The organism is Bacillus swezeyi, from assembly GCF_001969815.1.
Taxonomy (GTDB): Bacteria; Bacillota; Bacilli; order Bacillales; family Bacillaceae; genus Bacillus; species Bacillus swezeyi.
In genome coordinates, this window is record NZ_MRBK01000004.1 from 355,288 (window position 1) to 381,688 (window position 26,401).

The 26,401-nt window shown below is 43.5% G+C and carries 23 protein-coding genes and 2 riboswitches; of the genes, 10 read left to right on the top strand and 13 right to left on the bottom strand.

The genetic code is table 11. The features are described from left to right. Positions 1-13: 13 nt before the first annotated feature. The 5 genes from BTA30_RS04550 to BTA30_RS04570 are packed head-to-tail and all read right to left on the bottom strand — an operon-like array spanning position 14 to position 5,872. A complete protein-coding gene (locus BTA30_RS04550) occupies positions 14-1,495 on the bottom strand; it encodes a glycoside hydrolase family 32 protein (protein WP_076759819.1) in 1,482 nt (493 codons plus the stop codon). Beyond that, complete coding sequence (locus BTA30_RS04555; protein WP_076759823.1) at positions 1,488-2,744, bottom strand: MFS transporter; 1,257 nt, start codon at positions 2,742-2,744, stop codon at positions 1,488-1,490. The genes BTA30_RS04550 and BTA30_RS04555 overlap by 8 nt, the downstream gene beginning before the upstream one ends. A gap of 34 nt (positions 2,745-2,778) precedes the next feature. Continuing rightward, positions 2,779-3,627 (bottom strand): carbohydrate ABC transporter permease, encoded by an 849-nt coding sequence (locus BTA30_RS04560; RefSeq protein WP_076759825.1) that lies wholly within the window; start codon positions 3,625-3,627, stop codon positions 2,779-2,781. Then, positions 3,624-4,562, bottom strand: a complete 939-nt coding sequence (locus tag BTA30_RS04565) for a carbohydrate ABC transporter permease (protein ID WP_076759827.1) — start codon at positions 4,560-4,562, stop codon at positions 3,624-3,626. Before BTA30_RS04565 ends, BTA30_RS04560 begins: the two co-directional genes overlap by 4 nt. An 11-nt stretch (positions 4,563-4,573) precedes the next feature. Then, on the bottom strand, positions 4,574-5,872 hold the full coding sequence (locus BTA30_RS04570) for an ABC transporter substrate-binding protein (RefSeq protein ID WP_076759829.1): 1,299 nt from the start codon (positions 5,870-5,872) through the stop codon (positions 4,574-4,576). Positions 5,873-6,104: 232 nt separating this feature from the next. On the opposite strand from BTA30_RS04570, the gene BTA30_RS04575 reads away from it, so the two are divergent. Together BTA30_RS04575 and BTA30_RS04580 are read left to right on the top strand one after the other, a co-directional pair. After that, positions 6,105-7,079: a LacI family DNA-binding transcriptional regulator gene (locus BTA30_RS04575; RefSeq protein ID WP_076759832.1), complete on the top strand. Its 975-nt coding sequence runs from the start codon at positions 6,105-6,107 to the stop codon at positions 7,077-7,079. A 197-nt stretch (positions 7,080-7,276) separates the two neighbouring features. Further along, the gene (locus BTA30_RS04580; RefSeq protein ID WP_094777289.1) at positions 7,277-7,807 is read left to right on the top strand and encodes a chorismate--pyruvate lyase family protein; all 531 of its coding nucleotides are present in this window, start codon (positions 7,277-7,279) and stop codon (positions 7,805-7,807) included. Between the two features lie 106 nt (positions 7,808-7,913). Here the strand turns inward: BTA30_RS04580 and BTA30_RS04585 are convergent, their stop codons facing one another. Continuing rightward, entirely contained in the window at positions 7,914-8,585 is a 672-nt protein-coding gene (locus tag BTA30_RS04585) for a DUF3298 and DUF4163 domain-containing protein (protein WP_076759834.1), read from the bottom strand. Between the two features lie 351 nt (positions 8,586-8,936). On the opposite strand from BTA30_RS04585, the gene BTA30_RS04590 reads away from it, so the two are divergent. The 5 genes from BTA30_RS04590 (at position 8,937) to galE (ending at position 15,296) form a co-directional block, all read left to right on the top strand. Then, complete coding sequence (locus BTA30_RS04590; protein WP_076759836.1) at positions 8,937-9,488, top strand: hypothetical protein; 552 nt, start codon at positions 8,937-8,939, stop codon at positions 9,486-9,488. 100 nt (positions 9,489-9,588) lie between these two features. After that, positions 9,589-9,698: riboswitch (SAM riboswitch) on the top strand. An 81-nt stretch (positions 9,699-9,779) separates the two neighbouring features. Next, positions 9,780-10,910 carry a 5-methyltetrahydropteroyltriglutamate--homocysteine S-methyltransferase gene (locus BTA30_RS04595; RefSeq protein ID WP_076759839.1) on the top strand — a complete coding sequence of 377 codons (1,131 nt, stop codon included), beginning with the start codon at positions 9,780-9,782 and terminating at the stop codon, positions 10,908-10,910. Positions 10,911-11,051: 141 nt separating this feature from the next. Continuing rightward, positions 11,052-13,271, top strand: a complete 2,220-nt coding sequence (locus BTA30_RS04600; RefSeq protein WP_076759841.1) for a glycosyltransferase family 39 protein — start codon at positions 11,052-11,054, stop codon at positions 13,269-13,271. Then, positions 13,271-14,269 carry a glycosyltransferase family 2 protein gene (locus BTA30_RS04605; protein WP_083696873.1) on the top strand — a complete coding sequence of 333 codons (999 nt, stop codon included), beginning with the start codon at positions 13,271-13,273 and terminating at the stop codon, positions 14,267-14,269. The genes BTA30_RS04600 and BTA30_RS04605 overlap by 1 nt, the downstream gene beginning before the upstream one ends. Before the next feature lie 28 nt (positions 14,270-14,297). Beyond that, positions 14,298-15,296 carry a UDP-glucose 4-epimerase GalE gene (gene galE, locus BTA30_RS04610; protein WP_076759843.1) on the top strand — a complete coding sequence of 333 codons (999 nt, stop codon included), beginning with the start codon at positions 14,298-14,300 and terminating at the stop codon, positions 15,294-15,296. 82 nt (positions 15,297-15,378) lie between these two features. Here galE and BTA30_RS04615 read toward each other — a convergent pair whose 3' ends face one another. The 5 genes from BTA30_RS04615 to BTA30_RS04635 form a co-directional block, all read right to left on the bottom strand. Further along, positions 15,379-16,344: a hypothetical protein gene (locus BTA30_RS04615; RefSeq protein ID WP_239693601.1), complete on the bottom strand. Its 966-nt coding sequence runs from the start codon at positions 16,342-16,344 to the stop codon at positions 15,379-15,381. Between the two features lie 256 nt (positions 16,345-16,600). Beyond that, complete coding sequence (locus BTA30_RS04620; protein WP_076759846.1) at positions 16,601-17,731, bottom strand: hypothetical protein; 1,131 nt, start codon at positions 17,729-17,731, stop codon at positions 16,601-16,603. A gap of 11 nt (positions 17,732-17,742) precedes the next feature. Beyond that, positions 17,743-19,173 carry an alpha/beta fold hydrolase gene (locus tag BTA30_RS04625; RefSeq protein ID WP_076759849.1) on the bottom strand — a complete coding sequence of 477 codons (1,431 nt, stop codon included), beginning with the start codon at positions 19,171-19,173 and terminating at the stop codon, positions 17,743-17,745. Between the two features lie 18 nt (positions 19,174-19,191). After that, a complete protein-coding gene (locus BTA30_RS04630; RefSeq protein WP_076759852.1) occupies positions 19,192-19,830 on the bottom strand; it encodes a hypothetical protein in 639 nt (212 codons plus the stop codon). Between the two features lie 2 nt (positions 19,831-19,832). Then, positions 19,833-20,123 (bottom strand): DUF4176 domain-containing protein, encoded by a 291-nt coding sequence (locus tag BTA30_RS04635; RefSeq protein ID WP_076759855.1) that lies wholly within the window; start codon positions 20,121-20,123, stop codon positions 19,833-19,835. Between the two features lie 412 nt (positions 20,124-20,535). Further along, positions 20,536-20,637: riboswitch (purine riboswitch) on the top strand. A 137-nt stretch (positions 20,638-20,774) separates the two neighbouring features. On the opposite strand from BTA30_RS04635, the gene BTA30_RS04640 reads away from it, so the two are divergent. The 3 genes from BTA30_RS04640 to BTA30_RS04650 all read left to right on the top strand — a co-directional run bounded on the left by BTA30_RS04640 (position 20,775) and on the right by BTA30_RS04650 (position 22,727). Further along, positions 20,775-21,968 (top strand): nucleoside transporter C-terminal domain-containing protein, encoded by a 1,194-nt coding sequence (locus BTA30_RS04640; RefSeq protein ID WP_076760263.1) that lies wholly within the window; start codon positions 20,775-20,777, stop codon positions 21,966-21,968. 160 nt (positions 21,969-22,128) lie between these two features. Beyond that, positions 22,129-22,314 carry a helix-turn-helix transcriptional regulator gene (locus tag BTA30_RS04645; RefSeq protein ID WP_076759857.1) on the top strand — a complete coding sequence of 62 codons (186 nt, stop codon included), beginning with the start codon at positions 22,129-22,131 and terminating at the stop codon, positions 22,312-22,314. A 38-nt stretch (positions 22,315-22,352) separates the two neighbouring features. After that, positions 22,353-22,727 (top strand): hypothetical protein, encoded by a 375-nt coding sequence (locus BTA30_RS04650; protein ID WP_076759859.1) that lies wholly within the window; start codon positions 22,353-22,355, stop codon positions 22,725-22,727. 35 nt (positions 22,728-22,762) lie between these two features. On the opposite strand, the gene BTA30_RS04655 is transcribed toward BTA30_RS04650, so the two are convergent. Together BTA30_RS04655 and BTA30_RS04660 are read right to left on the bottom strand one after the other, a co-directional pair. Continuing rightward, positions 22,763-24,844 (bottom strand): catalase, encoded by a 2,082-nt coding sequence (locus BTA30_RS04655; RefSeq protein ID WP_076759862.1) that lies wholly within the window; start codon positions 24,842-24,844, stop codon positions 22,763-22,765. Between the two features lie 132 nt (positions 24,845-24,976). Continuing rightward, complete coding sequence (locus BTA30_RS04660; protein ID WP_076759864.1) at positions 24,977-26,395, bottom strand: glycoside hydrolase family 1 protein; 1,419 nt, start codon at positions 26,393-26,395, stop codon at positions 24,977-24,979. Positions 26,396-26,401 lie beyond the last annotated feature (6 nt).

Sequence of the window (26,401 nt, forward strand, 5' to 3'; positions counted from 1 at the left end):
GATGCAAAATACCCTATTCAAACAATCCATCGTCTTTCCAAATATCTTTTAACGTCCAATAGATAAATTTTTCAATTCTAACATCGCCTATCTCAGAAAACAGCTCGATTCCCAGCCTGCCTTCTTTCGGATAGATGCGGCTTGTCATCGTTGCTTCACCATCATTTGCAAATACTTCAATAGAAGATCTGTCAATAAATAACCGCAGAGCAAGTTTCTCTCCCGCTTCAATCCTGACGCTTCTTACACCGTCATTTGCTTTTCCGGACTTCGAGCAGTCTAACGTCAGCCTTTGATCGGCTAAACTATACTGAATGACTGTCTCCTCCTTTTCCAGCCCCCGAATCGTTAACCCTATCGTTTGCGCACTAGAATCCGTTATATCATACACGACCTGCACTTCAAGCAGCTCTTCAGCTGTCTTAGCCAGATAACTCCCTGACAGCGATTGATTGGCACATGCCCGATGTTCGGTTTGCCGCAACAGCTCGGTTTCTTCCACAGGATTCATCAAGATTTTGTGGTCATCGCGCAATGTCAATTCCCGCGGCAGCGTCAAAGCCCCGCACCAGCCATCCGCTTTCGTCGGCATCTCTGATTCCCACATATCCATCCAGCCAATCGCTATTCTGCGTCCTTTATCATCCAGCAATGTTTGCACTGCATAAAAGTCATGGCCATGGTCCAGCTCTGTAAATGAGCCATGGATAAACTCATGCGTCTCATCATCATATTCCCCTACCAAATAGCCGGTTTGAAACAAATTTTGATACCGGTCACCGTCAGCATCGATGCCTTGGGGAGAAATCAGCAAGACATGTTTACCGTCCAATTCAAAAAAATCAGGACACTCCCACATATAGCCGAGATTTCCGTCGCTTTGAGCGAGGACGCCTGCGTATTCCCAATCCCGCAAATTAGGCGAGCGGTATAAAATGACCCTTCCGACGTTTTCTTTTGAGGAATTTCCGACCACCATATACCAGCTTCCATTATGCTTCCATACCTTCGGATCGCGGAAATGGCGGGCGCTGTCTTCCGGCATTTCCGCAATAACAGGATTTTGCTGAAGCTTTTCAAACACAATCCCATCCTGACTGACAGCAATATTTTGATTTTGATAGAAAAGGTCTTTCTCTTGATCTATCACATTATGGCCTGTATAGATTAAAACAAGTGTGCCATGATCATCGACAGCGCTCCCCGAAAAGCAGCCGCTTTGATCGAATGCGTCGCCCGGAGTTAAAGCGACCGGCAGATGCTCCCAATGAATGAGATCTTTACTCTTTACATGGCCCCAATGCATCGGCCCCCAATTCTCATCATACGGATGATGCTGATAAAAGACATGGTATTCTCCTTTATACTGAATCAGCCCGTTCGGATCATTGATCCAGTTCGCCCGGGGCATAATGTGGTATCCCAATCGATATCTTTCGTTTATTTTTTCTTCGGCTTTCTTCAATGCCTTTTCTGCTCTGTGGATTCTATCCATTTGTGACATCTCCTCTATATCTGTTTTGTTGTATGTGCTGAGTGTATACAGCGCCTTTCTTCGAATCCAATAAGGTAAAGATGGAAATAATGGTGAAACAAAGAACTAAAGTTCCCATCATGAGATAGGTGTGACGAAACCCTATGCTGTCGTATAAACCACCTACAAGCGGCGAAAAAATCGATGTACCCACCTGAGATGCAAACTGAAAACCGACTAGATAAAGAACGGATGAAAGACGCGTATCAAAATGAGACGCCAAATATTTAAAAATCGCGATCAGCATGATCGGCAATTCCAAAGCATGAATAAGTTTCATCGATGAAATTCCGACAGGTCCGCTGACAAGGCCTGAGCCGACAATACGGAAAGACATGAAAAGCCCCGCTAAAATCAAACTTTTTTTAGGGCCGAGCTTATTGACGATAAAGGGTGCCAGAAACATCATGCCCGCTTCGATAAATACCTGGAATGAGTTGAGATATCCAAATACCTGGTTCCCCACGGCCGCAGTCGGAAATAAAGACGCGTAGTAAATTGGAAACTGCTGATCATACACACCGTACACGCATGTCACACCGATCACGTACACCATGAAAAACCAGAAATCTTTTAATAGAAAAAGCCCTCCGACGTCTTTTAACCGGATCGAATCGGCTCTTTCCCTTTCATCATCCGACATCTCGATTTTTACGGATATAATAATGGCCACCAATATAACGGCCGACAGGGATGCAACCCAAAAGTTGATATTCGGATTGATATTGAATAGCTGCCCCGCAAAAAACGTTGCCGCAGCCCAGCCGAGCGAGCCCCACATTCTTGTTCTCCCGTATTCGAACTGATATTTCCGGCTGACCTTTTCAATGTAGGTCTCAATGGCGCCAATCCCGGCCAGAAAAGCTGTCCCTAAATAAATACCGCCGACGATGGCGCCAAGGATGACATGATATTGTAAAAGCGGTCCGTAGACAAAGATATAAAACGGCCCGGTAAAAACGAGCAGCAAACTAATCATAAATAATATATTTTTCCTTAGCCCGAGCTTATCCGAGATAAAACCGTATAAGGGCTGCATACACAACGTAAAGATAGCATTTACAGAAAAGATAATACCCGTCTCCGCCCCATTTAAATTGATTTCCTGCCCCAACCAAATCGCAAATAAAGAGTAGCTGGAAGACCAGGTAAAAAAGAAAAAGAAAAAATAAGCGCTTAGTTTCCAATACAGACTGTTTGAGCTTTTCATTTTCATTTGCTCCTTTAACCCGACTTGGATGTATCTATTTGATACCTGTCCCTGAACCGCCCAGACCTTCTAAAATGTAGCGTTGGGCTACAATGTAGATCAGAATCAGCGGAATCGTGGAAATCGTCAAAACCGCCATTACCTGATTCGTATAAACCGGCTCGGTGTTGTTGATGGCTGTAATTGCTACCTGGATCGGAAATTTCGACTTATCCGTCAAAACCATCAGCGGCCAAATATAGTCATTCCAGCTGCCGATAAAGGCCAATGTCCCCACTGTAGCAACAGCCGGTTTAGACATTGGCAGCATAACCCGCCAGAAAATTTGCCACGTATTTGCCCCATCCAGCTTAGCCGATTCAATCATCTCTCCCGGAATCGCCATGAAAAAGTTTCGGAACAAATAAATATTGAAAGCCCCGGCCAGCGTCGGCAAAATCACGGCAAGGCGTGTATCAACAAGTCCAAGCTTATGAACGATTGTAAACTGCGAGATTAAAATCGTTTCAAACGGAACGATTAAAAGCGCCAGCAATATAGCAAACAGCACCTTTTTACCTGTGAATTGCAGCTTGGCGAACGCGAAGCCTGCCATTCCGTTGATGACGACAGATCCCGCTGCCACACACAAACCGTAAAACAAACTGTTACCGATATACATCAGTAAATCAAACCGTGACAGTACTTCCCTGTAGGATGCAAACCATTCCGACGGATGAAAAGACGGGAGAAACGCTTTGATGCTGCTCATATTATTGTAAATATCAGCTTCCGGTTTCATCGATGAAGCGACCATCCAAATCAGCGGAAAAATAAACAGAACCGCCAGCAAAACAAGACATATATATTCCAGTATCGTCAAAGGTCCGAATTTCCGTCTCATTCGGCTTCATCCTCCTTCACCAACTTGCGCTGCGCAAGCGTCACCAATCCAATAATCGTGCCAAACAAGAGCGCAATTGAACTTGCATAGCCAACCATTCGATCGGTAAATCCCGTTTGATAAATATAATAGACAACCGTCATCGTTGAATTGACCGGTCCGCCCTGGGTCATAACCATTGGCTGAACGAGGAGCTTAAAGGCACTGATCAGCGTCGTGATAAAGATAAAAACAGACGTCGGTTTCAGCAAAGGTAATGTAATATAAATAAACCGCTGCCATTTATTCATGCCATCCAATTGCGCCGCCTCATAGACATCCCCGGGAATATTTTGCAAACCCGCTAAAAAAATCAGCATCTGAAATCCGGCTCCCTGCCAGGCGGAAACGACAACAATCGTAAAGATCGCCTGCTTAGGGCTTGTCAAAAACGGCTGTGGCGATAGGCCGAAATGCGTCAGTACGTTATTCATCATCCCTTCATTCGGATTCAGCAAGTACAGCCACAAAACGGAGATGACAACAAGCGACATGACGACGGGGCTAAAGTATGCGACTTTAAAAAACGTATTGGCCTTGCGTTTTTTATTCAACAGAAGGGCCAGCCCGAGAGCGGCCCCGATCTGTAACGGAATCACAATGACGACGAATTTCAATGTGTTGCTCAAACTTTTCAAGAATATAGGGTCTTTGAACAGTTTGATAAAGTTGTCAAAACCGACAAACTTGCGCAGATCAGGTGTTAACAAATAATAATCTGTAAATGCGTAGTAAACGGCCATAATCGAAGGAATCACGAGAAACACTGACAAAATCAGCAGGGCCGGACCTAAAAATATATACGCCACCGCATTGTCCCGCCACCGTATTTTATTGGCTGGGTCTCTTTTTAGCGGAAAGACCGGTCTGGCTTCTTTCAACGGAATTTTATTCATGGCTCCACCTTCTAGTTTGCCTTATCAATGGCTGATTGCATTTCTTTTGCACGCGTATCCAGCACTTGTTGAATATCCTGATGCTGATCATAGAAGCTGATGTCATCGATCGCTTGCTGAAATGCACGTGTCACCTGCGGATATGCCGGTGTAACCGGACGTGCATGCCCTGATTCTTTCAGCTGCTGCATGAAGACATTCATTTCATCCGAGAATTCTTTTGTCAGCACTTTCTCTGATGAATAACGCACAGGCAGCGCGGCGATCGAACGGCTCAATTCAAGGTTGGAATCTTTGTTTGTCATCCAATCGACCAGTTTTGCCGCCCATTCCTTGTTTTCAGATGTCTGTGTCATGGCGAACTGCCAGCTTCCTGAAGGGGACATAAGCTTTTTTGTTTTTGGGGAAACGGGATAAGGCATCACGCCATAATCAACATTGGGAAAATTTGTTTTCATGTCGGTTACCGTCCAGACACCGCTCATTTTCATCGGATATTTTTCCGTTTCAAAAGCCTGCTTGACCGGGGTCCGGGTCGTATAGCCTTCTTTGAGCATTGTTTGAATAAACGTCATCGCTTCAACGGTCGGTTTGTCGTTGAAAACCCCGTCCGCGTTCTTACCATCTTTTGAAAGGATATTGCCGCCGGCCGACCAAACAAATGGCAACAGCGCATACGTCAGCATTTCGTCTTTTGACTGTAATTGCATATCGATGGCCGGTTTGTCGTATTTATTTTTCAGCTTTTTGCAAAGCTCAAGAAATTCGTCCCATGTCCAAGGATCATCAACCGTTGGCAGCTTTTCTAAATCAACGCCGGCTCCCTTTAGCATCTTTTTGTTATAGTAAATGCCGACCGACGATTCGCTGACGCCGATCGCATATAGCTTTCCCTGGTAGGTTCCCTGCTGTTTAATGCTTGGCAACAAATCATCCTGGTCTTTGATATACTCATCCAATGGCGCAATAACGCCCGATTTCGCATATGCCGCCGTATTCGGTCCGTCCAAAGTGATAACATCCGGCAGCGTGTTCGTAGTCAGCGCCGCGTTCACTTTGTCTTCATATCCGCCACCGTTTCCGCTTCTGGGGATGAAATCAATTTTGGCCTCGACATTTTCAGAAGCGTACTTTTTATTAAAAGCGTCCACACGCTTTTGATAAACCTTTCCTTCTTCACTATCGTCAGACACGTGCACCCACACGGTAAGCGTTTTCCCGCCACGGCTATTTGCGCTTTTGCTATTGCTGCAGCCCCACAGCGCAAACATCAGCAACAACGATAAAATTCCCAAAAGCCAACTCTTCATCTTTGTCACTTCCCCCCACTTTTCATCAATCAATAAAATAAAAGCGCTTTCAAATAAATTTTATGTCAACCGGTTTCATATGTCAACCGGTTGACATATGTTTTTCAATTCATTCACATTGGTCCGTTTCCCAGAATCATGGCATTTCCTTGCACATATCAGCCTGATTCTCTAAAATAAGTGCGTGACGAGACTTGTAAGCCATTTCAGTAAAAAGCAGGGGGACAAGGGAATGAAGCCTAGCATTCACGACGTTGCAAAAATAGCGGGAGTTTCACCAACAACCGTTTCGCGGGTATTAAATAACCGCGGCTATATTAGCGAAAAAACAAAGGAAAAAGTGTACAGGGCGATGGAAGAAATCAATTACTTTCCAAACGATTTGGCCCGCTCTTTATTTCGTAAACGAACCAATTTAATAGGGCTCATCATCCCAAACTCCAGCAACCCGTTTTTCGGCGAACTGGCCTTTCATATTGAGAGCATCTGCGCTTCCATGGGCTACAAACTGCTGCTTTGCAACAGCTTACACCGCAAAGACAAAGAAGAAAAATACTTGGAAATGCTGATACGAAATCAGGTGGACGGCGTCATCGCCGTGACTTACAACAGGGGGATTTTAAATTATCATCGGCAAAACCTGCCGATTGTCGCCATTGATCATTACTTATCGGAAACGATTCCCGTCATCGGCTCCGATAATTATGACGGAGGGAAAAAAGCGACGGAACTGTTAATTGCAAAAGGCTGCCGGCACATCATCCATATCAACGGGCCGATTGAGCTGAAAACACCGGCAAATCTTCGCAGAAAAGCATATGAAGATGTGATGCGGCAACACGGGAGACAGCCTATTACATATGAAGTCCCATTTCATCAGAATTACCAGGAAGTCATCTCAAAGCTGTTTGATGAACAGCCTGCAGCTGACGGCATTTTTGCCAGCGATGATCTTATGGCTGCTACAGTCATCACAGAAGCGAAAAAACGCAGAAAAGACATCCCGGGGCAATTAAAAGTGATCGGCTACGACGGGACGGAAGCTGTTCAGTCCATCCTTCCGGAATTGACAACCATCCAGCAGCCGATCGAACTCATTTCCAAGACGGCGATCGAGATTTTGTCAAAAGCCATTGAAGGTGAATTCGATGATTTGCCGCTGGAAACTTATTTACCTGTACAACTTTTGGAAGGCGGGACGACTTAAAATAAAGGCAGAATGAAAAGGAGACACTGACGTCTCCTTTTTCCTACACACATTCTCATCTATCCAATTGTAAAAAATATAAAATTTACATTACTCACCTAAAATTTAACTTATATTTCTAGACAAACTCTCCTCCACATGATAACTTTAAATACAAGTTTTCAAAAAATTCTAATTTTGTATGGAGGTGCCTTTAGTTGAAAGCAAGCCATTTTCTCCCTGAATCTCTTGCTTCTCTTGTAAAAGACATGTTAACCAAAACCGATGGTTCAACAACCAAAGCCATTGAAACACTGATCGGCGACAAAGCCGAAATTGAGGTTTTTCAGCAAAGCTATATCGATTATGACAAGCTGCCGGCTGAAGAAGCGAGACTGTTTCAACGCAATGATGAGATCTTATTCAGGACCTCCTCCCTGAAAACGGGCGATGATTATTTGTCCTATAATTATGTCTATGTCAAAACAAATTCATTGCCGCCCGCCATCAAAAAAGATTTGCAAGAAGAAAGACTCCCCATTGGAAAAATCATTGCAGAACTGGAATCGCGTCGTGACATTTTCAGCACGGGCGAATCCTTGGGAAAGCACTTCTCACACCTTGTACCTGTTTCGTCAGAGCGGCAGTATGTTTTTAAAAAGTATCAAATCATCAGCGGACAGCAATGCATCTTCTATGTCTGCGAGCTGTTTGATTTAGAAAAAATCTGCGAACTGACACCGGGCTGATTTTTCGCCCGTCAGTTATGGCGCAGCGCTTCTTGAATACCTCTGTCATATCTCCTCTTCCATACCTCTTTTCAAAACAAAAATCCCTGCGGACAGGGACTCATATCTATTGGAAAACCGATTTCGGTACATGCACTACAGGGTTTCCAGCGGCATATGGAGCTACGTCATACTGTTGGAACACGATGGCGATTCCGTCTTTTGTAAAATAAAAGGCCGTATTTTTACCAAGAACGATATCTTTTTTCTTCACATCAGGGAAGAAAATATCTTGATGCTTTCGAATATAGTCATAAATGTAGTTTCTTGTTTTTTCAACCTTTGATTTCTTGTTTAAGACATCGGTCAAGTATACGCGCTTTTTCGCTTTCAGATCATAGTTGAACGAACGAACAGCTGTATTGCCGTGTGCTCCCCCGGAATATACATAATTCGCCGTCTGGATACTCAGTTTTTTGTCGTTCAGATATTTTACCTCGAAAGACGTTTGGTACGCCGTTTGATAACCGTGCTGTTCACCGCCTTTTTTATTTTTTAGATAATCTTGATAAGACTGTTCAATATATCTTTTGAAGTCATTGTTGATCTTGTTTTGCAGAGATTTGCTGCTCAAGTTTTTGACCTGCGGATATTTCAGCTCCTTCACATTTTTATATGTATGGCTCGTCACCATCGGTTTATTGCCATTTGCCGCTTGAGCAGTCCCGCCAAACATCGTAAAAACCAAAAGCCCTGTCATCAAAATACCGGCAGCTTTCAAAAATGTCATTTTGTTCATCATTCAGCCTCCTTAAAAGTGTCATTTTTATATTACCCATTTTCAAAATAGGTACACATTTTAGACCGATGACGAAGGGAAAAAGTTTCTATTTTAAGTTAAAATTTAAAAAATATCCAAAGTATTCACTTCAAATGCCAGCGCTTTCACGTGTATAAGTACTGTATTCAATTCTTTCCAGCATGTCGTATGCCTTATCCAGGTTATTCATGGGGACTCCATTCATTGGGACACCTCATTTAAAATGACATGTATCCCACTCTGTCGAAAAAGAACCGAAAAAGCAATTTGTCAAAACCCAATAAATCAGTTAATCTTTTCTCAACAATTTTCAAAATGGGAGATGCTTAAATGGACCATTTCATTCAGACGTATTTTGCAAACCTGGAGTCCAAAGATAAAAATATCCAGTATGAAGCCTATCAAAACATTCTAGCCGCCGCTGAAAAAGAAGTGGACTGGGCATATGAGGTTTGGGATCAATTAATAGAAGACCTTCATCATCAAGACCATCATAAAAGATCAAGAGCAGCACAATTCCTTTCTTATTTAGCGGTCAGTGATCCGGATAAAAGGATCTTGAAGAATTTCCCTGAATTATGGAAAGTAACAAAAGATGAGAAGTTTGTCATCGCAAGGCACAGTCTGCAGTCGATTTGGAGGGTTGGCTTGGCCGGGACAGAACAGCGAGAGATGGTCCTGCATCATCTTGTTGAACGTTTTAACAACTGCTTGCCAGAAAAAAATCATACGTTGATTCGATTTGATATCATTCAAGGCCTCAGACATTTATACGATGCGATAAATGCCGAAGAAATCAAGCAGATCGCAATAGATTTGGTTTCAAAGGAAGAAAATGAAAAATATCAAAAAAAGTATAAAGCTGTATGGAAAGATGCTTAAACCTCTTGCAGCATGAGGAAAGATTTTGAGTAAACCCATTGACATTTTCACAAAAAGTATTAATATTAAAATTATTATAAAAATCGCATAAAAAAGGTTTTCCTTATCAAGAGTGGTGGAGGGACTGGCCCTGTGAAACCCGGCAACCGCTGTCTATGACAGAACGGTGCTAAATCCTTAAGAGCATATTCGTGTTCTTGAAGATAAGGAGGAGATTGTATATCAAGCTCTTCCTGATAGGGAAGAGCTTTTTTATGTCCATAAAGACAAAAAAAGAAAGAGGGATCGATCATGACACAATCAACTGAGTGGTCACAGGAAACGCGAACACAAAAAAAGGGGCCGTACCGAGCTGATCAAGTAGGAAGCCTCTTAAGGTCAGAACCTGTTAAAAAGGCGCGCCTCCAAAGATCGGCCGGTGAGATGACCGCTGAACAATTGCGTGAGATTGAGAATGAAGAGATTCAGCGCATCGTAGAAAAGCAAAAAGAGATCGGGCTGAAAGCCGTGACGGACGGGGAGTTCCGCCGGGCTTGGTGGCACTTTGATTTTCTGGAAGGCTTAGACGGTGTTGAAGGCTATGTACCTGAAAGCGGCATTCAATTCCACAATACGAAAACAAAAGCACGCGGCATAAAAGTAAATGGCAAACTTGATTTTACGAATCACCCGATGCTTGAAGATTATCAATTTCTTCATAGTATTGCAGGCACCCACACGCCGAAAATGACGATTCCAAGTCCGAATATGCTGTTTTTCAGAGGGAAGCTGGAAGAAAGTGCATACAAGGATCTCGATGAGTTCAATCATGATGTAGCGCAGGCTTACAAAAAAGCAATCCGCGCATTCTATGATGCCGGCTGCCGTTATCTGCAGCTGGATGACACGGCTTGGGCAGTATTTTTCTCAGAAAAGGGGCAAGAACAGATCAAGGCCTTCGGCCGCAAACCTGATGAGCTGCGTCAATCCTTTGCCAACACCATCAATGAAGCACTTGACGGACGCCCCGATGATTTAACTGTAACAATGCACATTTGCCGCGGAAACTTCCGTTCGACATGGGCGGCATCAGGCGGATACGACGCCGCGGCGGAAACCATTTTCGACGGATTAAACCTTGACGGACTCTTCCTTGAATTCGATGATGAACGCTCCGGAGGCTTTGACCCGCTTCGTTTCGTGAAACGGAAAGACTTGCAAATCGTCCTCGGCCTCATCACATCTAAATTCGGGGAGCTTGAAAGTCCGGATGCGATTAAGCGGCGCATTGAAGAGGCTTCACGCTATGTTGATCTGAACCAGCTTTGTTTGAGCCCGCAGTGCGGCTTCGCCTCTACAGAAGAAGGCAACCTGCTGACTGAAGAGCAGCAGTGGGAGAAGCTGCGCCATGTGATTGAGATTGCAGAAGATGTGTGGAAATAAATTCAGATCACTTTGAGATATACCTTTCCTTAGGTATGTCTCTTTTTTTGTCCACTTTTACAATTTAAAAATCCTTCTTGATTTGTTCATAGTTTGATCATATTTGGATTCTATAATGCTTTTAAGTGAGGTGACCGAATAATGAAAAAGAAAAGGAAAATTGATATATTCCTAATTTTGATTCTCGTATTATCCGCAGGTTTAAATCTTTACGGAATCTGGAATAACGACACAGACAACGCCTACTATACGGCGGCCGTGGAAAGTATGACCCAAAGCTTTCATAACTTCTTTTACGCATCTTTTGACCCGGCAGGCTTTGTAACTGTTGATAAACCGCCTGTAGCATTATGGATTCAAACACTATTCGCTCTCGTATTCGGCGTGCACGGATGGAGCGTCGTTCTGCCCGAAGCGATTGCTGAAGTGATCTCTGTATCACTCTTGTACTTTATTGTAAAACCGACCTTTGGAAAAACGGCGGCAAGAATTGCTGCTCTCGTGATGGCATGTACACCGATTGCCGTTGCAGTCAGCCACACAAACAACGTTGACAGCATTCTCGTCCTTTGTTTGATGCTTGCAACCTGGATGTTGTTTAAAGCAGTCCGCACAGGAAAAATGTTGTGGCTCATCGCATCCTTCTTTATGGTCGGCGTCGGCTTTAACGTGAAAATGCTGCAGGCTTATATGGTGTTACCGGCATTCCTGCTATTTTATCTGATTGCAGCTAAGACGACCATTCGCAAAAAAATTGTATCTCTTATAACATCAGTCATTGTCCTGGCAGGTGTTTCCGTTTCCTGGGCAGTCATCGTCGACAGCCAGCCGGAGAGTTCGCGGCCTTATATCGGAAGCAGCCAAACCAACTCTGTACTTGAGCTCGCTTTTGGCTACAACGGAATCCAGCGTCTCACCGGACAAAATGGCGGAGGCGGGGGAGCCGCTTCTTCTGATCAAGATCAAAAGAACCAGCAGCAGGAAAACAGCAGTTCCGATAACAGTTCAGACTCATCAAATGAACAAATGACTCCGCCAAGCGGAGGCGAGATGCCTGCTGGCGGACCGGACGGTCAACAAGGCGATGTTCAAAGCGGCGGAGGCGGCGGAAATGGTGCAGGCTCTTTCGGCACAGGTACACCGGGACCGCTGAGATTGTTCCAATCTGAGCTTTCAGGTCAGGCAAGCTGGCTGATCCCGTTTGTATTATTCGGTATTATCGGTTTACTGATTACAGGCCTTCGCGGTCAAAGAAAATTCAATGACACAACGAATGAAACGATATTCTGGACGATGTGGCTTGTGCCGGTCGCTGCATTCTTCAGCGTCGCGGGATTCTTCCACCATTACTATCTGATCATGCTGGCAGCACCGATTGCCGCTTTGGCTGGTGCAGGCTGGACGTCACTGGTCCGCCTCTACCAAGAGGAAAGCGGCTGGAAAAAATGGCTGCTTCCAATCGGCATTTTGCTGACAACTGCATTTGAATTATATATTTTGAATCCTTACATCAGCGACATCGGCATCATTTGGAGTATTCTCATCGGTGCTTTCGGAATCGTCACAAGCTGTCTTCTCTTCTTTGTTAAAAAAGGAAAGTCATTCAGCTATTATGTATCACTTGCAGCACTTCTCGGGATGCTGATCGGTCCTTTTTACTGGACAACGGCAACTCTCGCTGACGGGGTGAACGGTATGATACCGCAAGCAGGTCCTCAATCGGCGCAGTCATTTGGCGGCGGCGGTAAGATGAACAACGGCGGCGGACCTCCTGGATTTGGAAGCCAAGACGGCCAAACAGACAACAATGAAAACAGCAGTCAAAACGGAGCAACAGATTCTGACTCTGAGCAAAACAGCCAAAACGCCAATGAAGCTCCAACTGGCATGGATCCTGAACAAAGCGGCCAAAACGAGAACGGAGACAGCTCCAGCAAGTCTGAGCAAGGCAGAGCGGGCGGCGGCAGCCCTGGAAGCGGCGAATCAGTCGATGAAGAACTGTTGTCTTACCTGGAAAAGAACAACACAGGAGAAAAGTATTTGTTCGCGGTCTCAAATTCTAATTCCGCTTCCTCCTACATCATCAAAACAGGCAAAGCTGTGATGGCGATGGGCGGATTCTCAGGCAGCGACCCGATCCTGACTGTTGATGAACTTGAGAAGCTCGTCAAAAACGGAGAAGTCAAATACTTCATGATTGGCGGCGGCCGAGGCCAAGATAATTCGGAACTCACCAGCTGGATTAAAGAAAACGGAACGAAGATTTCAAAAAGCGAATACAGCAGCTCTTCTTCAGACGACAGTTCACAGTCTGGCGGACCTGGTGGAAATCAGACGCTCTATAAAGCGGAGCTGGATTGATGAAAGGAAAGGTGATCAATATGAACGAACCCGTCACATTTTCAATTGTTGTTCCCGTCTTTAACGAGGCGGAAGTCCTCGACGGCACCTATGAGAGACTGAAAAGCGTCATGGATTCAACCGGAGAAACATACGAGCTGATTTTTGTAAATGACGGCTCCAGCGACGACAGCATGCATATGCTGAAGTCGCTGGCTCAGTCCGATCCGGCTGTCAAATGCATCAATTTCTCAAGAAACTTCGGCCACCAGATTGCGATCACCGCCGGTACGGACTATGCTGCCGGCAAGGCGATCGTCGTCATCGACGCCGATCTTCAGGATCCTCCCGAACTGATTTTGGAAATGGCTGAAAAATGGCGCCAAGGCTTTGATGTTGTCTACGCCGTTCGAACGAAGCGCGAAGGTGAAACGTTTTTCAAAAAGCAGACAGCCTCCATGTTTTACCGCATTCTAAGACGGCTCACAGATGTCGATATCCCGGTCGATACTGGAGATTTCCGGCTCATGGACCGCAAAGTCGTCAATGAAATGAACAAGCTGAAAGAGAAAAATCCGTTTGTCCGCGGGCTTGTCAGCTGGCTCGGCTTCAAGCAGACGGCCGTCTATTACGAGCGGCATGAGCGGCTTGCAGGAGAAACGAAGTACCCGCTCAAAAAAATGCTGAAGCTTTCGCTCGACGGCATCACTTCATTTTCATTTCAGCCTCTGAAACTGGCAAGCTACTCAGGCATCGCGCTGTCAGCGATCGGCTTTATATACGCTTTTATCGTCGTCTGCCTGAAGCTGTTTACGACAAGCACCATTACCGGGTGGTCATCGATGATTATTCTGCAGTGCCTGTTCAGCGGATTCATCCTGATCATCCTCGGAGCGGTCGGCGAGTACATCGGCCGCATTTATGACGAAGTGAAAGACCGGCCGCTCTATATTGTAGATGAAAAATACGGATTTGAAGAACAAAGACGGCCTGTCGCCCCGCAGCGTCATATCATATAGCAACTAAGAACCAAAAGGAGAGATTTCGATGAGTATACTCGTTGTCGGGGGAGCCGGTTATATCGGTTCCCATGCCGTTTACACATTAATTGAGAAAAATGAAAAAGCCGTCGTTGTCGACTCCCTGGCAACCGGACATGCAGAAGCCGTCCACCCTGAAGCCGTTTTTTACAAAGGCGACATCCGGGACCGGCATTTTCTCAGGCAGGTATTCGAAAACGAGGACATCGAAACGGTGATGCATTTCGCAGCTTCTCCTATTTCAACCCAGTCAAATCGCGTGTTTTCCTCTTTCAACGAAAACATCGCAGGGATGGAAACACTGCTAGACGTCATGAAAGAATTCGCGGTCAAGCAGATCGTCTTTGCTTCAAGCGCGACCGTCTACGGCAGCACAAAAGATGTGCCGATTACAGAGGAATCAAAACCACAGCCTGTTCATCCCCACGGAAAAGTCAAATGGCTGATGGAGAATATGCTGATGGAAGCGGAAAAAGCGTACGGCCTCAACTATGTGATTCTCCGTTCCTTCAATGTGGGAGGGGCTCATCCATCCGCAGCGATCGGCGAAGACCGCACGGATGATTCGCATCTGATTTCAAATGTTCTGTGTGCCTCGATCGGCCAAAACTCATTCGGAACAAAACATGACAGGACAGCAGGCACGCCGGGGATTCGCGATTATGTCCACGTCCAGGATCTCGCCGAAGCCCATGTTCTCGCCATCAACCATTTACGGCAAGGAAAAGGGAGCCGGACATTCAATCTCGGCTATGGCGAAGGCTATTCAGCCGAACAAGTCATCCAGGCCGCCCAGTATGTCACAGGCATCGGCCTCATTCCCGTCACACCATCCGCTGACAGCACAGACGCCCCAGATGCCTTGATCGCTTCCTCTTCCCGCGCCAGAAAGGAATTAGGCTGGACCCCGAAACACAACAGCCTGATCGCCATCATCCGCGACGCCTGGAACTGGCATTCTGCCAATCCATATGGATATTCGCAGCATAAGGTGAGACAGGGATAAATAAAAAACTGCACCCCAATGGTTAGCAATAGGAGGTGCAGTTTTTTATTCATGATGAATGCTGTAAATCAAAATCTAATCACTAATAATCAATCAAGTAAGCAGTCGGCTGTTTTTTGTCCTGCAAATCAATCAGCATGTCAATATATCCCGAGCCAAACCAGATGAAATCATATGAAAAATGGATGGCCACATAATTCTCATTAAAATATTTAATTTTAGCTGAATCGACTTTTTTCACTTTCAAATCTGCTCCGTCAAAAGCTTCTTCAAAATCCAAATTAAATTGCGCTTCATCCTTATTATTTCCTTTTAGATAATTTTCCACCGTTTGAATGTGCTGGACACCTTCAGACATGACATCTTTGTCTTCAGCCCCGTTGAGATATACATATTTGCCGTCTTCGCTTAAATAATCATCATCACTGATTTTTCTGACTTGGTTTGTCTTTTTTTCGAAAATGTATTTATCAAATAAGTGTAGATATGACCCCTCCTCAGTCACTTTTGGAAAAACAGACAGGTAATCATATAATTTTCCGGACTCGATTGTTGCGGGTAATTCATCTTTTTTGACGATTTGGTATTTTAAGAGATTTTGTTTTAAAAATAAATAATATGTCTTTGCATCTCCTTCGCCTGTATAACCTGTATAATCCTTTATTCCGATCAGCATGTTTTTCTTATCAACAGCATAAAGATAGAGATAAATATTTTCAGAATCTGCTGTTGCTTTTATGGGCAGCTTTATCTTTTTTTCACCTAGTTCCGTTTGCACTTGCAGCATATTTTTATGATCCAACCGCAAATCAGGCAGATGACGTTCTATTTTATAGCAAATGGGCCCTTTGACATCCAAAAACTTGCTATTGTTTACGTGAGAGTGAAACATTTTATCAGCTGAAAAAACCGACTCATATGAATCCTGAAGCTCTTTATCTGTATATTGATAATACCGAAGCCCATCCACACCACCGCGCATTATCGTATACTTATGATCTTTATAATTTAACGTCGCATCGCCCGCTAATCCACTTTCAATTCTCATATACTCTTTAAATGCCGAACTGTCTTCTTTTGGATATCCTTATATATATATGAATGCATCATCGTCTTTTCCGCAGTTGGTGATCACCAGCAAGCATATTATGAAAATGCCTAAATATATAAACTTTCTTTTCTTCATTAAATTGTTGCCTATTCTTTTTTTGTCCCCCGTTTAATTGATTAAATAACCAAAGATTTTAGACAGCTTGCCCCAACTTTGAGACCTGCCGGGACTGAACAAAAATTTTTCAGTCCCACTATTCAATTCCTAAATCAACTAAGTAAGCGGTCGGCTGTTTTTTGTTTTTTTGAAAATCAAGCAGTACATTAAGGGATCCTGCTGTACCAATTGTCTTCCCATGATAGGAAATATTCAAAACTACATAATTTTCATTAAAATAATGAATATCAGCTATCCTTGCCTTGCCAGAGTTAAATTCCATCTCTTTCGCAATTTGTTTAAAATCCAGTTTAAATTGCGCTTCATACTTATCATTTCCTTTAAGATAATTTTCTACTGTTTGTATCTTTTGAATACCATCAGCCATGACATTTGTTTCTTTTTCTTTTGCTCCATTAATATAAACATACTTACCATCTTCGCTTAGAATATCAGTGTCTTTAATTGTCTTGACTTTGTTGGTCTTTTTTTCAAAAATGTATTTATCAAATAACTTAAGGTATGACCCATCCTCCACCACTTTTGGAAAGACGGAGAAGTATTCCTTTAACTTCCCGGACTCAATTGTTGCATTTAATTCCTCTTCTTTGACAATCCGGTGTTTTGAAAAATCTCTTTTTAAAAAAAGATAATATATTTGTCTGTCTCCTAAGTCACCACTTTTTAATTTTTCATATACTTCTACTTTTATCAGCAAACTGTCTTTACTAATTGCTTCTAGCGCCAGATGTACTTTTTTGCCTTTGGCTGATGGAAACTCAAATTTTTTTTCTCCGTTTTTTGTTTTCACTTCTAGGACATTCTTTTTATCTAATGACATCTCCGGAAGATCATGTTCAATTTTATTGTGAATGAGTTTTTCTTTATTTAGAAATTCAGTTGTTTTCAAGTTATATAATTTTGTTGCAGGATATTTTTTAGCCGAAAGAAAAGGCCTGTAAAAATCCTCTAGTTCTTCATCCGTATATTGATAATACCGAAGCCCTTTTTTATCACTGCGCATGATCGTATATGTATGGCCTTGATAACTCAAAGTTGCATCTGTCGCTAAATCAAGTTCATGTCTCATAAATTCTCTAAATGCCGGACTGTCTTTTGGTAATCCTTTTTTATAGATGACTTCCTGAACATTATCTTTGCCACAGCCAGTGATAACCAGCAAGAATACTATTAAAACACCTATACTCATAAACCTTTTTTTTATCATTGAAACTGCTCCTATTCCGCTTCTTTTTTATTAACCTCTTGAATCAAGTCGACAAATTCAGAGTCTTCAACTTCATAAATATGTCCAGGATCAGTAATACCAGAACCTTCCACTTCGAACTCTGGCTTTTCATCAATGAGATCGCCTAATATGTCACCGTATTGACTTTCGACTGAAACGATATCATCGCTGCTTATTTTATGTTTTCCGCTTGCGGTATAGTAAGGGGAAAAACTCACAGTTTCCTCTGTTCTGTATCCCGCCGCAGCGGTAATGTCCATTTTCTGAAGCTTTTGATAGATCTCAGAATTGGCAGATTTTAAATGATTAATATCCTCATTCATCGCCTCATTGTCCATATCTGTATAAGCATTACTGTAGTCCTTTCCATCATCATTGTTTCTGTTCTCTTCATTAAAATCTAAATAATCACTCGTGTTCGTAGTATCCCTTCCAGCCGCTTTGTCAGCAAGCCAGCGATGTTTGTTAGCCTGTGAGCCTAGAATATTTGTATCATATGGGGTTCCAATCGTTGTGATGCTTCGAACATGGTCAGGGTAATCCATCGCAAATTGCAGCGATCTTCTCCCGCCGTAGCTGTGGCCGAACATATCGACCTTTGTCTCCTCATTCATCAGCCCCATCTCATTGAGCTTTTCTGCTAAGTCATCACTTGTTGCTTGCCGATGCTCATTTGGTTCATTTGTGTCATAAACAATATGGAGACGACCGTTTGTGTTAAAGTATTCAAGATCTTTTATCTCTTCATAGGTTCCCTTTGTATACCTTTTTCCATATTTATCAATATAATAATATTCATAAACATATTCGTCTTTTTCATTTTTTGAAATACGGACGATAAGATCTCCTTTTTGCGCAGCTTTTTTAACACTTTTATAAAAACCATTTCCACTATCCTCAATCCCATGCACATAAACAGAAACATTCTTATAATCAGAAAAATCGCCTTTTACATGATTAACTGAATTATACAAGATTGAGATATCTGTCAAGGCTTCGCGCATTGGGGCGCGGTGGGTGCGGACGGAATTGTTGAAATCTTGTTCTACCTGATCAATGCTATTTTTTAGATTTTCGTATTGGCTAGTTAAAACAACGACGTCACTCGTAATATTGTTGCGTTTGCTTAAGTCATCGGGCGACGGGTCTTCCATCGACTCAAACTTGCGTTGGGCATTTTCTTGACATTCTTTCAAATTTTTTATCCATTCATCGATTTCAGATTTTATGTCATCGGCGTTAAAGGTCATCACATTGCTTGATATAGGTACTGGCAGTTCTTTATTTTCAATCGATACCCATATTGTATTAAAAGCTTCAAGCAAACGGCTTGATTGGGCTTTCTGCAGCAGCCGGTTCGCATTTCTTTCGTGGGTTTTGAGAATGTTTGTGATTTCTTTCTCTCTATTATAATATGCCATAACTCTATTTCCCTTCCATCATTTCACTCTTTGCAGTTGTTGTGAAATCAAGTTATCGACGCGCTGTAACTCTTCTATGATTTTTTTTGCGTCTTTTGATAGTTCTTTTACTCTTTTTTTAATTTCCGTTATGACCGAATGAATGTGCGACTTCGCTTCAGACCATATAGCATCGACATCATCCCAAGGAAACTCTGTTTCAAACATCATTTCTCTGAGCATTGTATCGAAATGGTGCAAAGCTTCCTCAAGAGTAGACAGATTGGTTTCAAACTTCGCCGTTGCCTGATGCAGCGAATCCGCAGTTATTTTAATTTCACTTTTGACTCTTTCAGTGGAAAATGTATGGCTTCTTTCTGCTCTTGACTCCGGCTGCACATTGGCCGGTTTATCGGATTCGTCTGTCATTTCGACCGCTTTTGCAAAACAGCGCACACTATCGGCAAAATATAATAAACTGCGGCTTGCTTTACTGAAAAAGTTGATGTTGTCGCTCATTTTTTTCTGAAGCGCTGCTGCGGCTTTGCCGCTGTGCCGGTCTAATTCTTCACGAAAAAACACCATGTTCTCAAATACATGGCTAAAGGCGCTTTCAAGCTGACTGATGGTCCCCGCTGCCTTGTGTGAAAGTTCTTTGTTGAAGCGAAAATGTCCCATCATTATTGCTCCTTATCTTCGTTTTTTTCTGCTTCTATTAATAACTCGTCAAGCTGCATTTCTTTTTGATCGACATACCCGTAATGATAAATGACCTCTATATCTTGTTTATTAAACAGAACGAGCTGCTCTTTCGGATCGGTGAAGCCGTTTGGATATTCGACCGCGGCATAGTCTCTGATCACATGATTTGTCTCAGAAAACATTTGCCGTCCGATAACAAGCAGACGTCTTGAATCATTATGTAAGCCGACAACACTGCCGACAGGAAGATAGTTCTTTTTAAAAAGCATAAAATACCCCTCTTTTTCTCTAAAATTGGACATACAGTCAAGTTGTAAAAACATAGGAAAATCATAGCAAAAAAGTCACATCTTATTCAACGAACTAAAGTACCGTGAAATAAGACCTAATCAAAAACAGAGACTTTTGATTTAAAACCGGTTCTTCAAGGGGGGATTTCGCAATGTATGAGTAAGCCGCTGACATGAAGAAGGAATGATAAGATTCCATCGCCTTTGCGGAGGGGATTTCGGAAAGAAACACAGTTTCTGCTGCAAGGCGGCATCTGCGTGCAACTGAAACTGCACCCTGCCCTATAATTACGAAAATCCCTCACTTAAAGTTCCATTTTGAAAAAATTTATTATTGTGAAAATATATATTTTGGTTGATTTTCATAGATTCTCAGGATAAAATACAGACAAAAATAATAGAAACTGCTTCTTGTATATAATCAGTAATAGGGTCTGATTGTCTCTACCTAGTAACCGTAAATCGCTAGACTACAAGAAAGTTTGAATAGATTTGAACATTTAAAAAGTGTATTGCCCAAACAATATATCTATTTTTCATTTGCTCTTATTTTTCATGCTTTCTGATTTTTCGGAACCCATGAAAAATAAGAGCTTTTTTATTTTCAAAAAACTTCTGGGAGTTGAAATCATGTTTTTTCTTATTAATATTTTAGGTATTTTCATTGTCATGGCCGTGATTTTTTTATGTTCGCCGCAAAAGAGAACAGTCAAATGGAGACCGATCCTTTCACTTTTTGCAGTTGAGCTTTTGGTAACGTGGTTCATGCTTGGCACCAAAATAGGCGGAGCAGTGATCAACCTCATCGCCTCATTCTTCTCCTGGCTGATTGGCTGTGCAAGCGAAGGAATCGCTTTTGCTTTTCCGTCCGTCATGAGCAATGAGACAGTAGACTTTTTTTTCAGCGCCCTGCTGCCGATCATCTTTGTCGTCACATTCTTTGACATTCTCGCTTATTTTGGGATTTTAACGTGGCTGATCGATAAGATCGGCTGGGTGATTTCAAAAGTGTCGCAGCTGCCTAAATTAGAAAGCTTCTTCTCCATTCAAATGATGTTTTTGGGCAATACAGAAGCGCTGGCCGTTATTCGCCAGCAGTTGGCCGTTTTAAAAGACAACCGCCTGCTGACATTTGGAATCATGAGTATGAGCAGCATCAGCGGCTCCATCATCGGGTCTTATTTAACAATGGTTCCCGCAACATACGTCTTTACAGCCATTCCATTAAACTGTTTGAATGCGCTGATTTTAGCCAGCATCTTAAATCCGGTTGAAGTCAAAAAAGAAGAAGACATCATTTATGTACCGCCAAAAGAAGAAAAGAAAGACTTTTTCTCAACGATTTCCAACAGCATGCTGGTCGGGATGAATATGGTCATTGTCATTCTCGCCATGGTGATCGGCTATGTTGCCTTAACATCATGTGTGAACGGAATGCTGGGACTGATCATGGATGGCCTGACAATCCAAAAAATCTTTTCTTATATCTTCAGTCCGTTTGCATTTTTACTCGGGCTGCCTGTACATGACGCGATGTATGTCGCACAGCTGATGGGGATGAAGCTTGCCACAAATGAATTTGTCGCGATGATGGATTTAAAAACACAATTAGCTTCGATTTCACCCCATACAGCCGCTGTTGCTACGACATTTTTAACATCGTTTGCCAACTTCAGCACCATCGGCATGATCTACGGAACGTATAACTCCTTATTTAATGGAGAAAAATCAGCGATCATCGGAAAAAACGTTTGGAAGCTTCTTGTCAGCGGAATGGCCGTTTCGCTGCTGAGCGCCGGAATCGTCGGGCTGTTTGTGTGGTAGCCAACAGCCCGGTTTACATCGATGAATTATCAGCTTGCCATTGACTTGGCAAGTTTTTTTTGATCGATATGTAAAGTGAGCTTTATGTGTGATTTGCTTTACTTTACAATTAGGTTTGATGGGAAAATAACACATTTGACCGTGAAGGGAGATTGTGAGATTGAAAAATAAATTAGCTGAATTTCGAAAACAGAATAAGTATTCACAGAATCGATTGGCTGAATTGCTCGGCGTCAGCCGGCAAACGATTATATCGATCGAAAAAGGCAAGTATAATCCGTCTCTCCCTCTGGCGCTGCAAATTGCGCGTACATTTCATACACAAGTGGAGAGCATTTTTTTCTAGATGATGAATCGTTAAAACCTTAATGAGGAGGAGATTTTATGACGTATCGAAAAAGCTGCTACATCATTGGGGGATTATTTGTTTTTATATTTGTTGTGCAAATGGTTGTTGGAATAACCACTGCTTCTTTATCTTTGATAGAACTTTTAATGTTGGGGGCAATGGCATTTTTAAGCTTTGCCGCAGGCTATCTCTATCCGCAATTCAAACAAAAGGATGAACGATCACAGCTTATTAGACAAAAAGGAATGGAATTTTCCATGATCGCTTTATCCGTATATTTTCTTGTACTGATTTTAGGAATGCAGCTGGGCTTTATCACATTAGCGGCAGTCGATGTGGTTCGGGTTTTGGTTTCATTGCAGATTATTACAATATTTTCATCATGGATTATTTTATCAAAGAAATTTTAACCTAATGATAAAAGCAGGCACTCAGCCTGCTTTCTTCAAACTTTCCTATTCCAATGGCGATGTCTGGCGATGGCTTCAATCAGGTCTTTGCTGAAAGAATCTGTATCTTTGTGATTGCGGGACGTGATGACGCCGGGTTGTGAGCCAGCATGAGATCCGGCGGCGGACAGCAGCAGGGCAATGCCTTCACCTGAAGCTCCGATCGCTTTATAGTGTCCGAAGGCTTCATGAATAAAGTCCAAAGCGGCTGTCTGCTTCTTCAAACGTTCAACGCTTTCATGGCCGCCCGGAATATAGACGGCATCATACAGGACTGAATCAACCGTCTGCAATGTATTGACTGCTTCCATTTCTTTACCGTTATCACCTTTGATTATCCCTAAAGCGGTGCTGATGATTTCCGGAATGATGCCGGCTTTATGGAAAGCTTTCATCACTCGGCCGACTTCTGTATCATCAAAGCCGTGCTCAGCTAAAATAGCGACCGTTCTTGTCACAGGGGTTTGAACCGTATTTTCCTGACTCAAGGCCGGAGACTTGAGCGTCACCTTGGAACCCTCGTCTTTTTCAGGCGGTTTTACGCCGACGCCCGCGGCGATTTGCTTCGCCAAATCTCCGTCAACACGGTTGAACATCGCAACGACCTGCCGGCGGACGTCTTTGCTTTTCACCTTTCCGACTTCAAAGCGAAACGCGGAAATGATATGTTCTTTTTCGACAGGGGACATACTGTTCCAAAAAAGCTTCGCCTGTGAATAGTGATCCTTAAAGCTCTCGCTGCACTGGCGTATTTTTCGGCCTTCGACTTTTTCTTGGTAATGTACATATCCGCCTTCTTCCTCTGAAGCAGGCGCCGGATCGTTGTTTTGAAGCGAGTTCTTATGATATGCGACAGGCCCTTGATTGATCGTCATCCGGTGGTAGCCGTCATACTGATTGTTGTGAAACGGACAGACCGGCCTGTTGATCGGAATTTCATGAAAGTTCGGTCCGCCTAATCGGATCAGCTGTGTATCCGTATATGAAAAGAGCCGGCCTTGCAGAAGCGGATCGTTCGTAAAGTCGATGCCCGGCACGACATTTCCCGGATGGAAAGCCGCCTGTTCCGTTTCCGCAAACACGTTGTCCTGGTTTCGGTTCAGCGTCATCTTACCGATGATTTTGACAGGCACCATTTCTTCCGGCCAAAGCTTTGTCGGGTCGAGAATATCGAAGTCAAACTTGAACTCATCTTCTTCATCTATCATTTGCACACCGAGTTCATATTCGACTTCATCGCCTCTTTCGATTGCTTCCCAAAGATCGCGACGGTGATAATCAGGGTCTTTCCCGGCGATTGTCTGTGCTTCGTCCCAGACAAGTGAATGTATGCCCAGTACAGGTTTCCAGTGGAATTTAACGAAGCGCGCCTTGCCTTGTTCATTCACAAACCTGAACGTATGAACGCCGAAGCCCTCCATCATCCGATAGCTGCGCGGAATCGCCCTGTCCGACATCGCCCACATGATCATGTGAGCCGTTTCCTCATTGTTGGCGACAAAATCCCAAAATGTATCATGCGCCGTTGAAGCCTGCGGCATTTCATGATGGGGCTCAGGCTTAAATGCGTGCACCAAATCCGGGAACTTGATGGCATCCTGAATGAAGAAAACAGGGATGTTATTTCCGACGAGGTCATAGTTCCCTTCCTCTGTGTAAAATTTCGTTGCAAACCCTCTGACATCGCGGACTGTATCGCCTGATCCCCTTGAACCCGCAACCGTTGAAAACCGTACAAACACCGGTGTTTTCACCGATGGATCTTGCAAAAATTTCGCTTTCGTATATTCTGTCATCGGCTCATAAACCTGAAAATAACCATGCGCTCCGAATCCCCTCGCATGGACGACGCGCTCCGGAATCCGTTCATGGTCAAAATGGGTCATTTTTTCGCGGAAATGAAAATCCTCCATCAGCGTCGGGCCCCGCACTCCGGCTTTTAAGGAGTGCTCATCTTCAGATACGCGCAAGCCTTGATTCGTCGTCATCTTTTTGCCCCGGTTGTCAGAACGGTAATGTTCAAGCTGCTGATCCTTGCTATGCTCATTGACCTTCCGGCGTCCTTCATGTTTATTCACTTGTCTTCCCTCCCTATTTTGATCTATGTCGTTTTCTTGATTGCTATTTTAAGATTTACCCTCGTTTTGTTTCTTTCAAACTAAAAAAAGAGGATTTTCAGATCGTCTCTGAAAATCCTCCCGGCGCCAAGCCTAGTCGAGCTTTTCTCCGTTTGAAGCGATCAGCTCTTTATACCAGTAGAAGCTCTTCTTGCGGATACGGCGCAAATCTTTTAAATCAAATTCATCGCGGTTCACATAAATAAATCCGTAGCGTTTGGAGCAGCCTTGATGAGTTGAAATCAAATCGATCGCTGACCAAGGCGAATAGCCGAAAACATCAACACCATCGGTTACCGCCAGCTGAATTTGTTCAATATGCTGCTTTAAATAGTCGATGCGGTAGTCATCATTGATGACATCTCCTTCTTCAAGCTGATCAAATGCTCCGAGGCCGTTTTCTGTAATGATCAGCGGCAGCTGGTAGCGGTCATAAATCTCACGCAGTGTCGAGCGGAATCCCACAGGATCAATTTCCCAGCCGAAGTCATTTTTCTTCAAATGAGGATTGCTGCTGCCTCTGTATACGCCCGCTTCCCCGGTCTGCAAATGCTGATCACCGCCGCGGGCCGCCGTATCGCTCCCATCATCTCTACTTGCTTCGGCCGTTTGCGATGTGTAATAGTTAAATGCGATAAAGTCCGGCTTGGCGCATTTTAGAATCTCCATGTCCCCCTCGGCAATCTGCGGCGTGCAGCCTTTTTCTTTCATATAGGCCCATGCCGTTGTGTTGTACCGCCCGTATACGGCCATATCGAGATAAAGCCAGTTTCGGATTGCATTATAGTTAAAAGCGGCTAACACATCCTCCGGTTGGGAAGAGGCGGGATAGATCAGTGCGATGTTTGGAGCTGGTCCGATTTTTGCTTCCGACAGCAGCTCATGGCACAGATGAATCGCTTTTGCCTGTGCGACAAGCATGTGGTGGTTTTGCTGATACAGCTCTTTTTTTGGATCTTCCAAATTCGGATCAAGCGTCCCCAATGCAGAACCGTGAAGGATCATCATATTTTGTTCATTGATGGTCAGCCAGTATTTTACCCGGTCTCCGTAGTGTTCAAAAAGGATTTTTGCATACTTTTCAAACGCATCAATCGTCGCCCTGTTCGACCAGCCGCCTTTTTCCTGCAAAGCGTTCGGCAGGTCGAAGTGATACATCGTCACAATCGGCTCGATATCATATTTCAGCAATTCATCGATCAGATTGCTGTAAAATTCGATGCCCTTTGGGTTGATGTCGCCATCGCCATCCGGAATAATACGCGTCCAGGCGATTGAAAAACGATATGCTTTGAATCCCATTTCCGCAAACAGTGCGATATCTTCTTTATAGCGATGGTAGTGATCGCTGGCCACTTTAAAATCGGTCGTACCTTCGGGATAGCTTTCGCGTGCATCGATGACAGACGGGCCTTTTCCATCCTCTTTCCAAGCGCCTTCCACCTGGTAGGCCGATGTAGAAGCACCCCATAAGAACCCTTTAGGAAATGGAGCTAATGTGTTGTATTTCATCCCTTT

Coding starts and splice junctions, on each gene's coding strand:
- BTA30_RS04650 (WP_076759859.1), top strand. CDS start 22,353: ATGACGTATCGAAAAAGCTGCTACATCATTGGGGGATTATTTGTTTTT.
- galE (WP_076759843.1), top strand. CDS start 14,298: ATGAGTATACTCGTTGTCGGGGGAGCCGGTTATATCGGTTCCCATGCC.
- BTA30_RS04550 (WP_076759819.1), bottom strand. CDS start 1,495: ATGGATAGAATCCACAGAGCAGAAAAGGCATTGAAGAAAGCCGAAGAA.
- BTA30_RS04625 (WP_076759849.1), bottom strand. CDS start 19,173: ATGGCATATTATAATAGAGAGAAAGAAATCACAAACATTCTCAAAACC.
- BTA30_RS04555 (WP_076759823.1), bottom strand. CDS start 2,744: ATGAAAAGCTCAAACAGTCTGTATTGGAAACTAAGCGCTTATTTTTTC.
- BTA30_RS04615 (WP_239693601.1), bottom strand. CDS start 16,344: ATGAGAATTGAAAGTGGATTAGCGGGCGATGCGACGTTAAATTATAAA.
- BTA30_RS04590 (WP_076759836.1), top strand. CDS start 8,937: ATGGACCATTTCATTCAGACGTATTTTGCAAACCTGGAGTCCAAAGAT.
- BTA30_RS04600 (WP_076759841.1), top strand. CDS start 11,052: ATGAAAAAGAAAAGGAAAATTGATATATTCCTAATTTTGATTCTCGTA.
- BTA30_RS04605 (WP_083696873.1), top strand. CDS start 13,271: ATGAAAGGAAAGGTGATCAATATGAACGAACCCGTCACATTTTCAATT.
- BTA30_RS04595 (WP_076759839.1), top strand. CDS start 9,780: ATGACACAATCAACTGAGTGGTCACAGGAAACGCGAACACAAAAAAAG.
- BTA30_RS04585 (WP_076759834.1), bottom strand. CDS start 8,585: ATGAACAAAATGACATTTTTGAAAGCTGCCGGTATTTTGATGACAGGG.
- BTA30_RS04575 (WP_076759832.1), top strand. CDS start 6,105: ATGAAGCCTAGCATTCACGACGTTGCAAAAATAGCGGGAGTTTCACCA.
- BTA30_RS04640 (WP_076760263.1), top strand. CDS start 20,775: ATGTTTTTTCTTATTAATATTTTAGGTATTTTCATTGTCATGGCCGTG.
- BTA30_RS04635 (WP_076759855.1), bottom strand. CDS start 20,123: ATGCTTTTTAAAAAGAACTATCTTCCTGTCGGCAGTGTTGTCGGCTTA.
- BTA30_RS04560 (WP_076759825.1), bottom strand. CDS start 3,627: ATGAGACGGAAATTCGGACCTTTGACGATACTGGAATATATATGTCTT.
- BTA30_RS04570 (WP_076759829.1), bottom strand. CDS start 5,872: ATGAAGAGTTGGCTTTTGGGAATTTTATCGTTGTTGCTGATGTTTGCG.
- BTA30_RS04620 (WP_076759846.1), bottom strand. CDS start 17,731: ATGATAAAAAAAAGGTTTATGAGTATAGGTGTTTTAATAGTATTCTTG.
- BTA30_RS04660 (WP_076759864.1), bottom strand. CDS start 26,395: ATGAAATACAACACATTAGCTCCATTTCCTAAAGGGTTCTTATGGGGT.
- BTA30_RS04630 (WP_076759852.1), bottom strand. CDS start 19,830: ATGGGACATTTTCGCTTCAACAAAGAACTTTCACACAAGGCAGCGGGG.
- BTA30_RS04565 (WP_076759827.1), bottom strand. CDS start 4,562: ATGAATAAAATTCCGTTGAAAGAAGCCAGACCGGTCTTTCCGCTAAAA.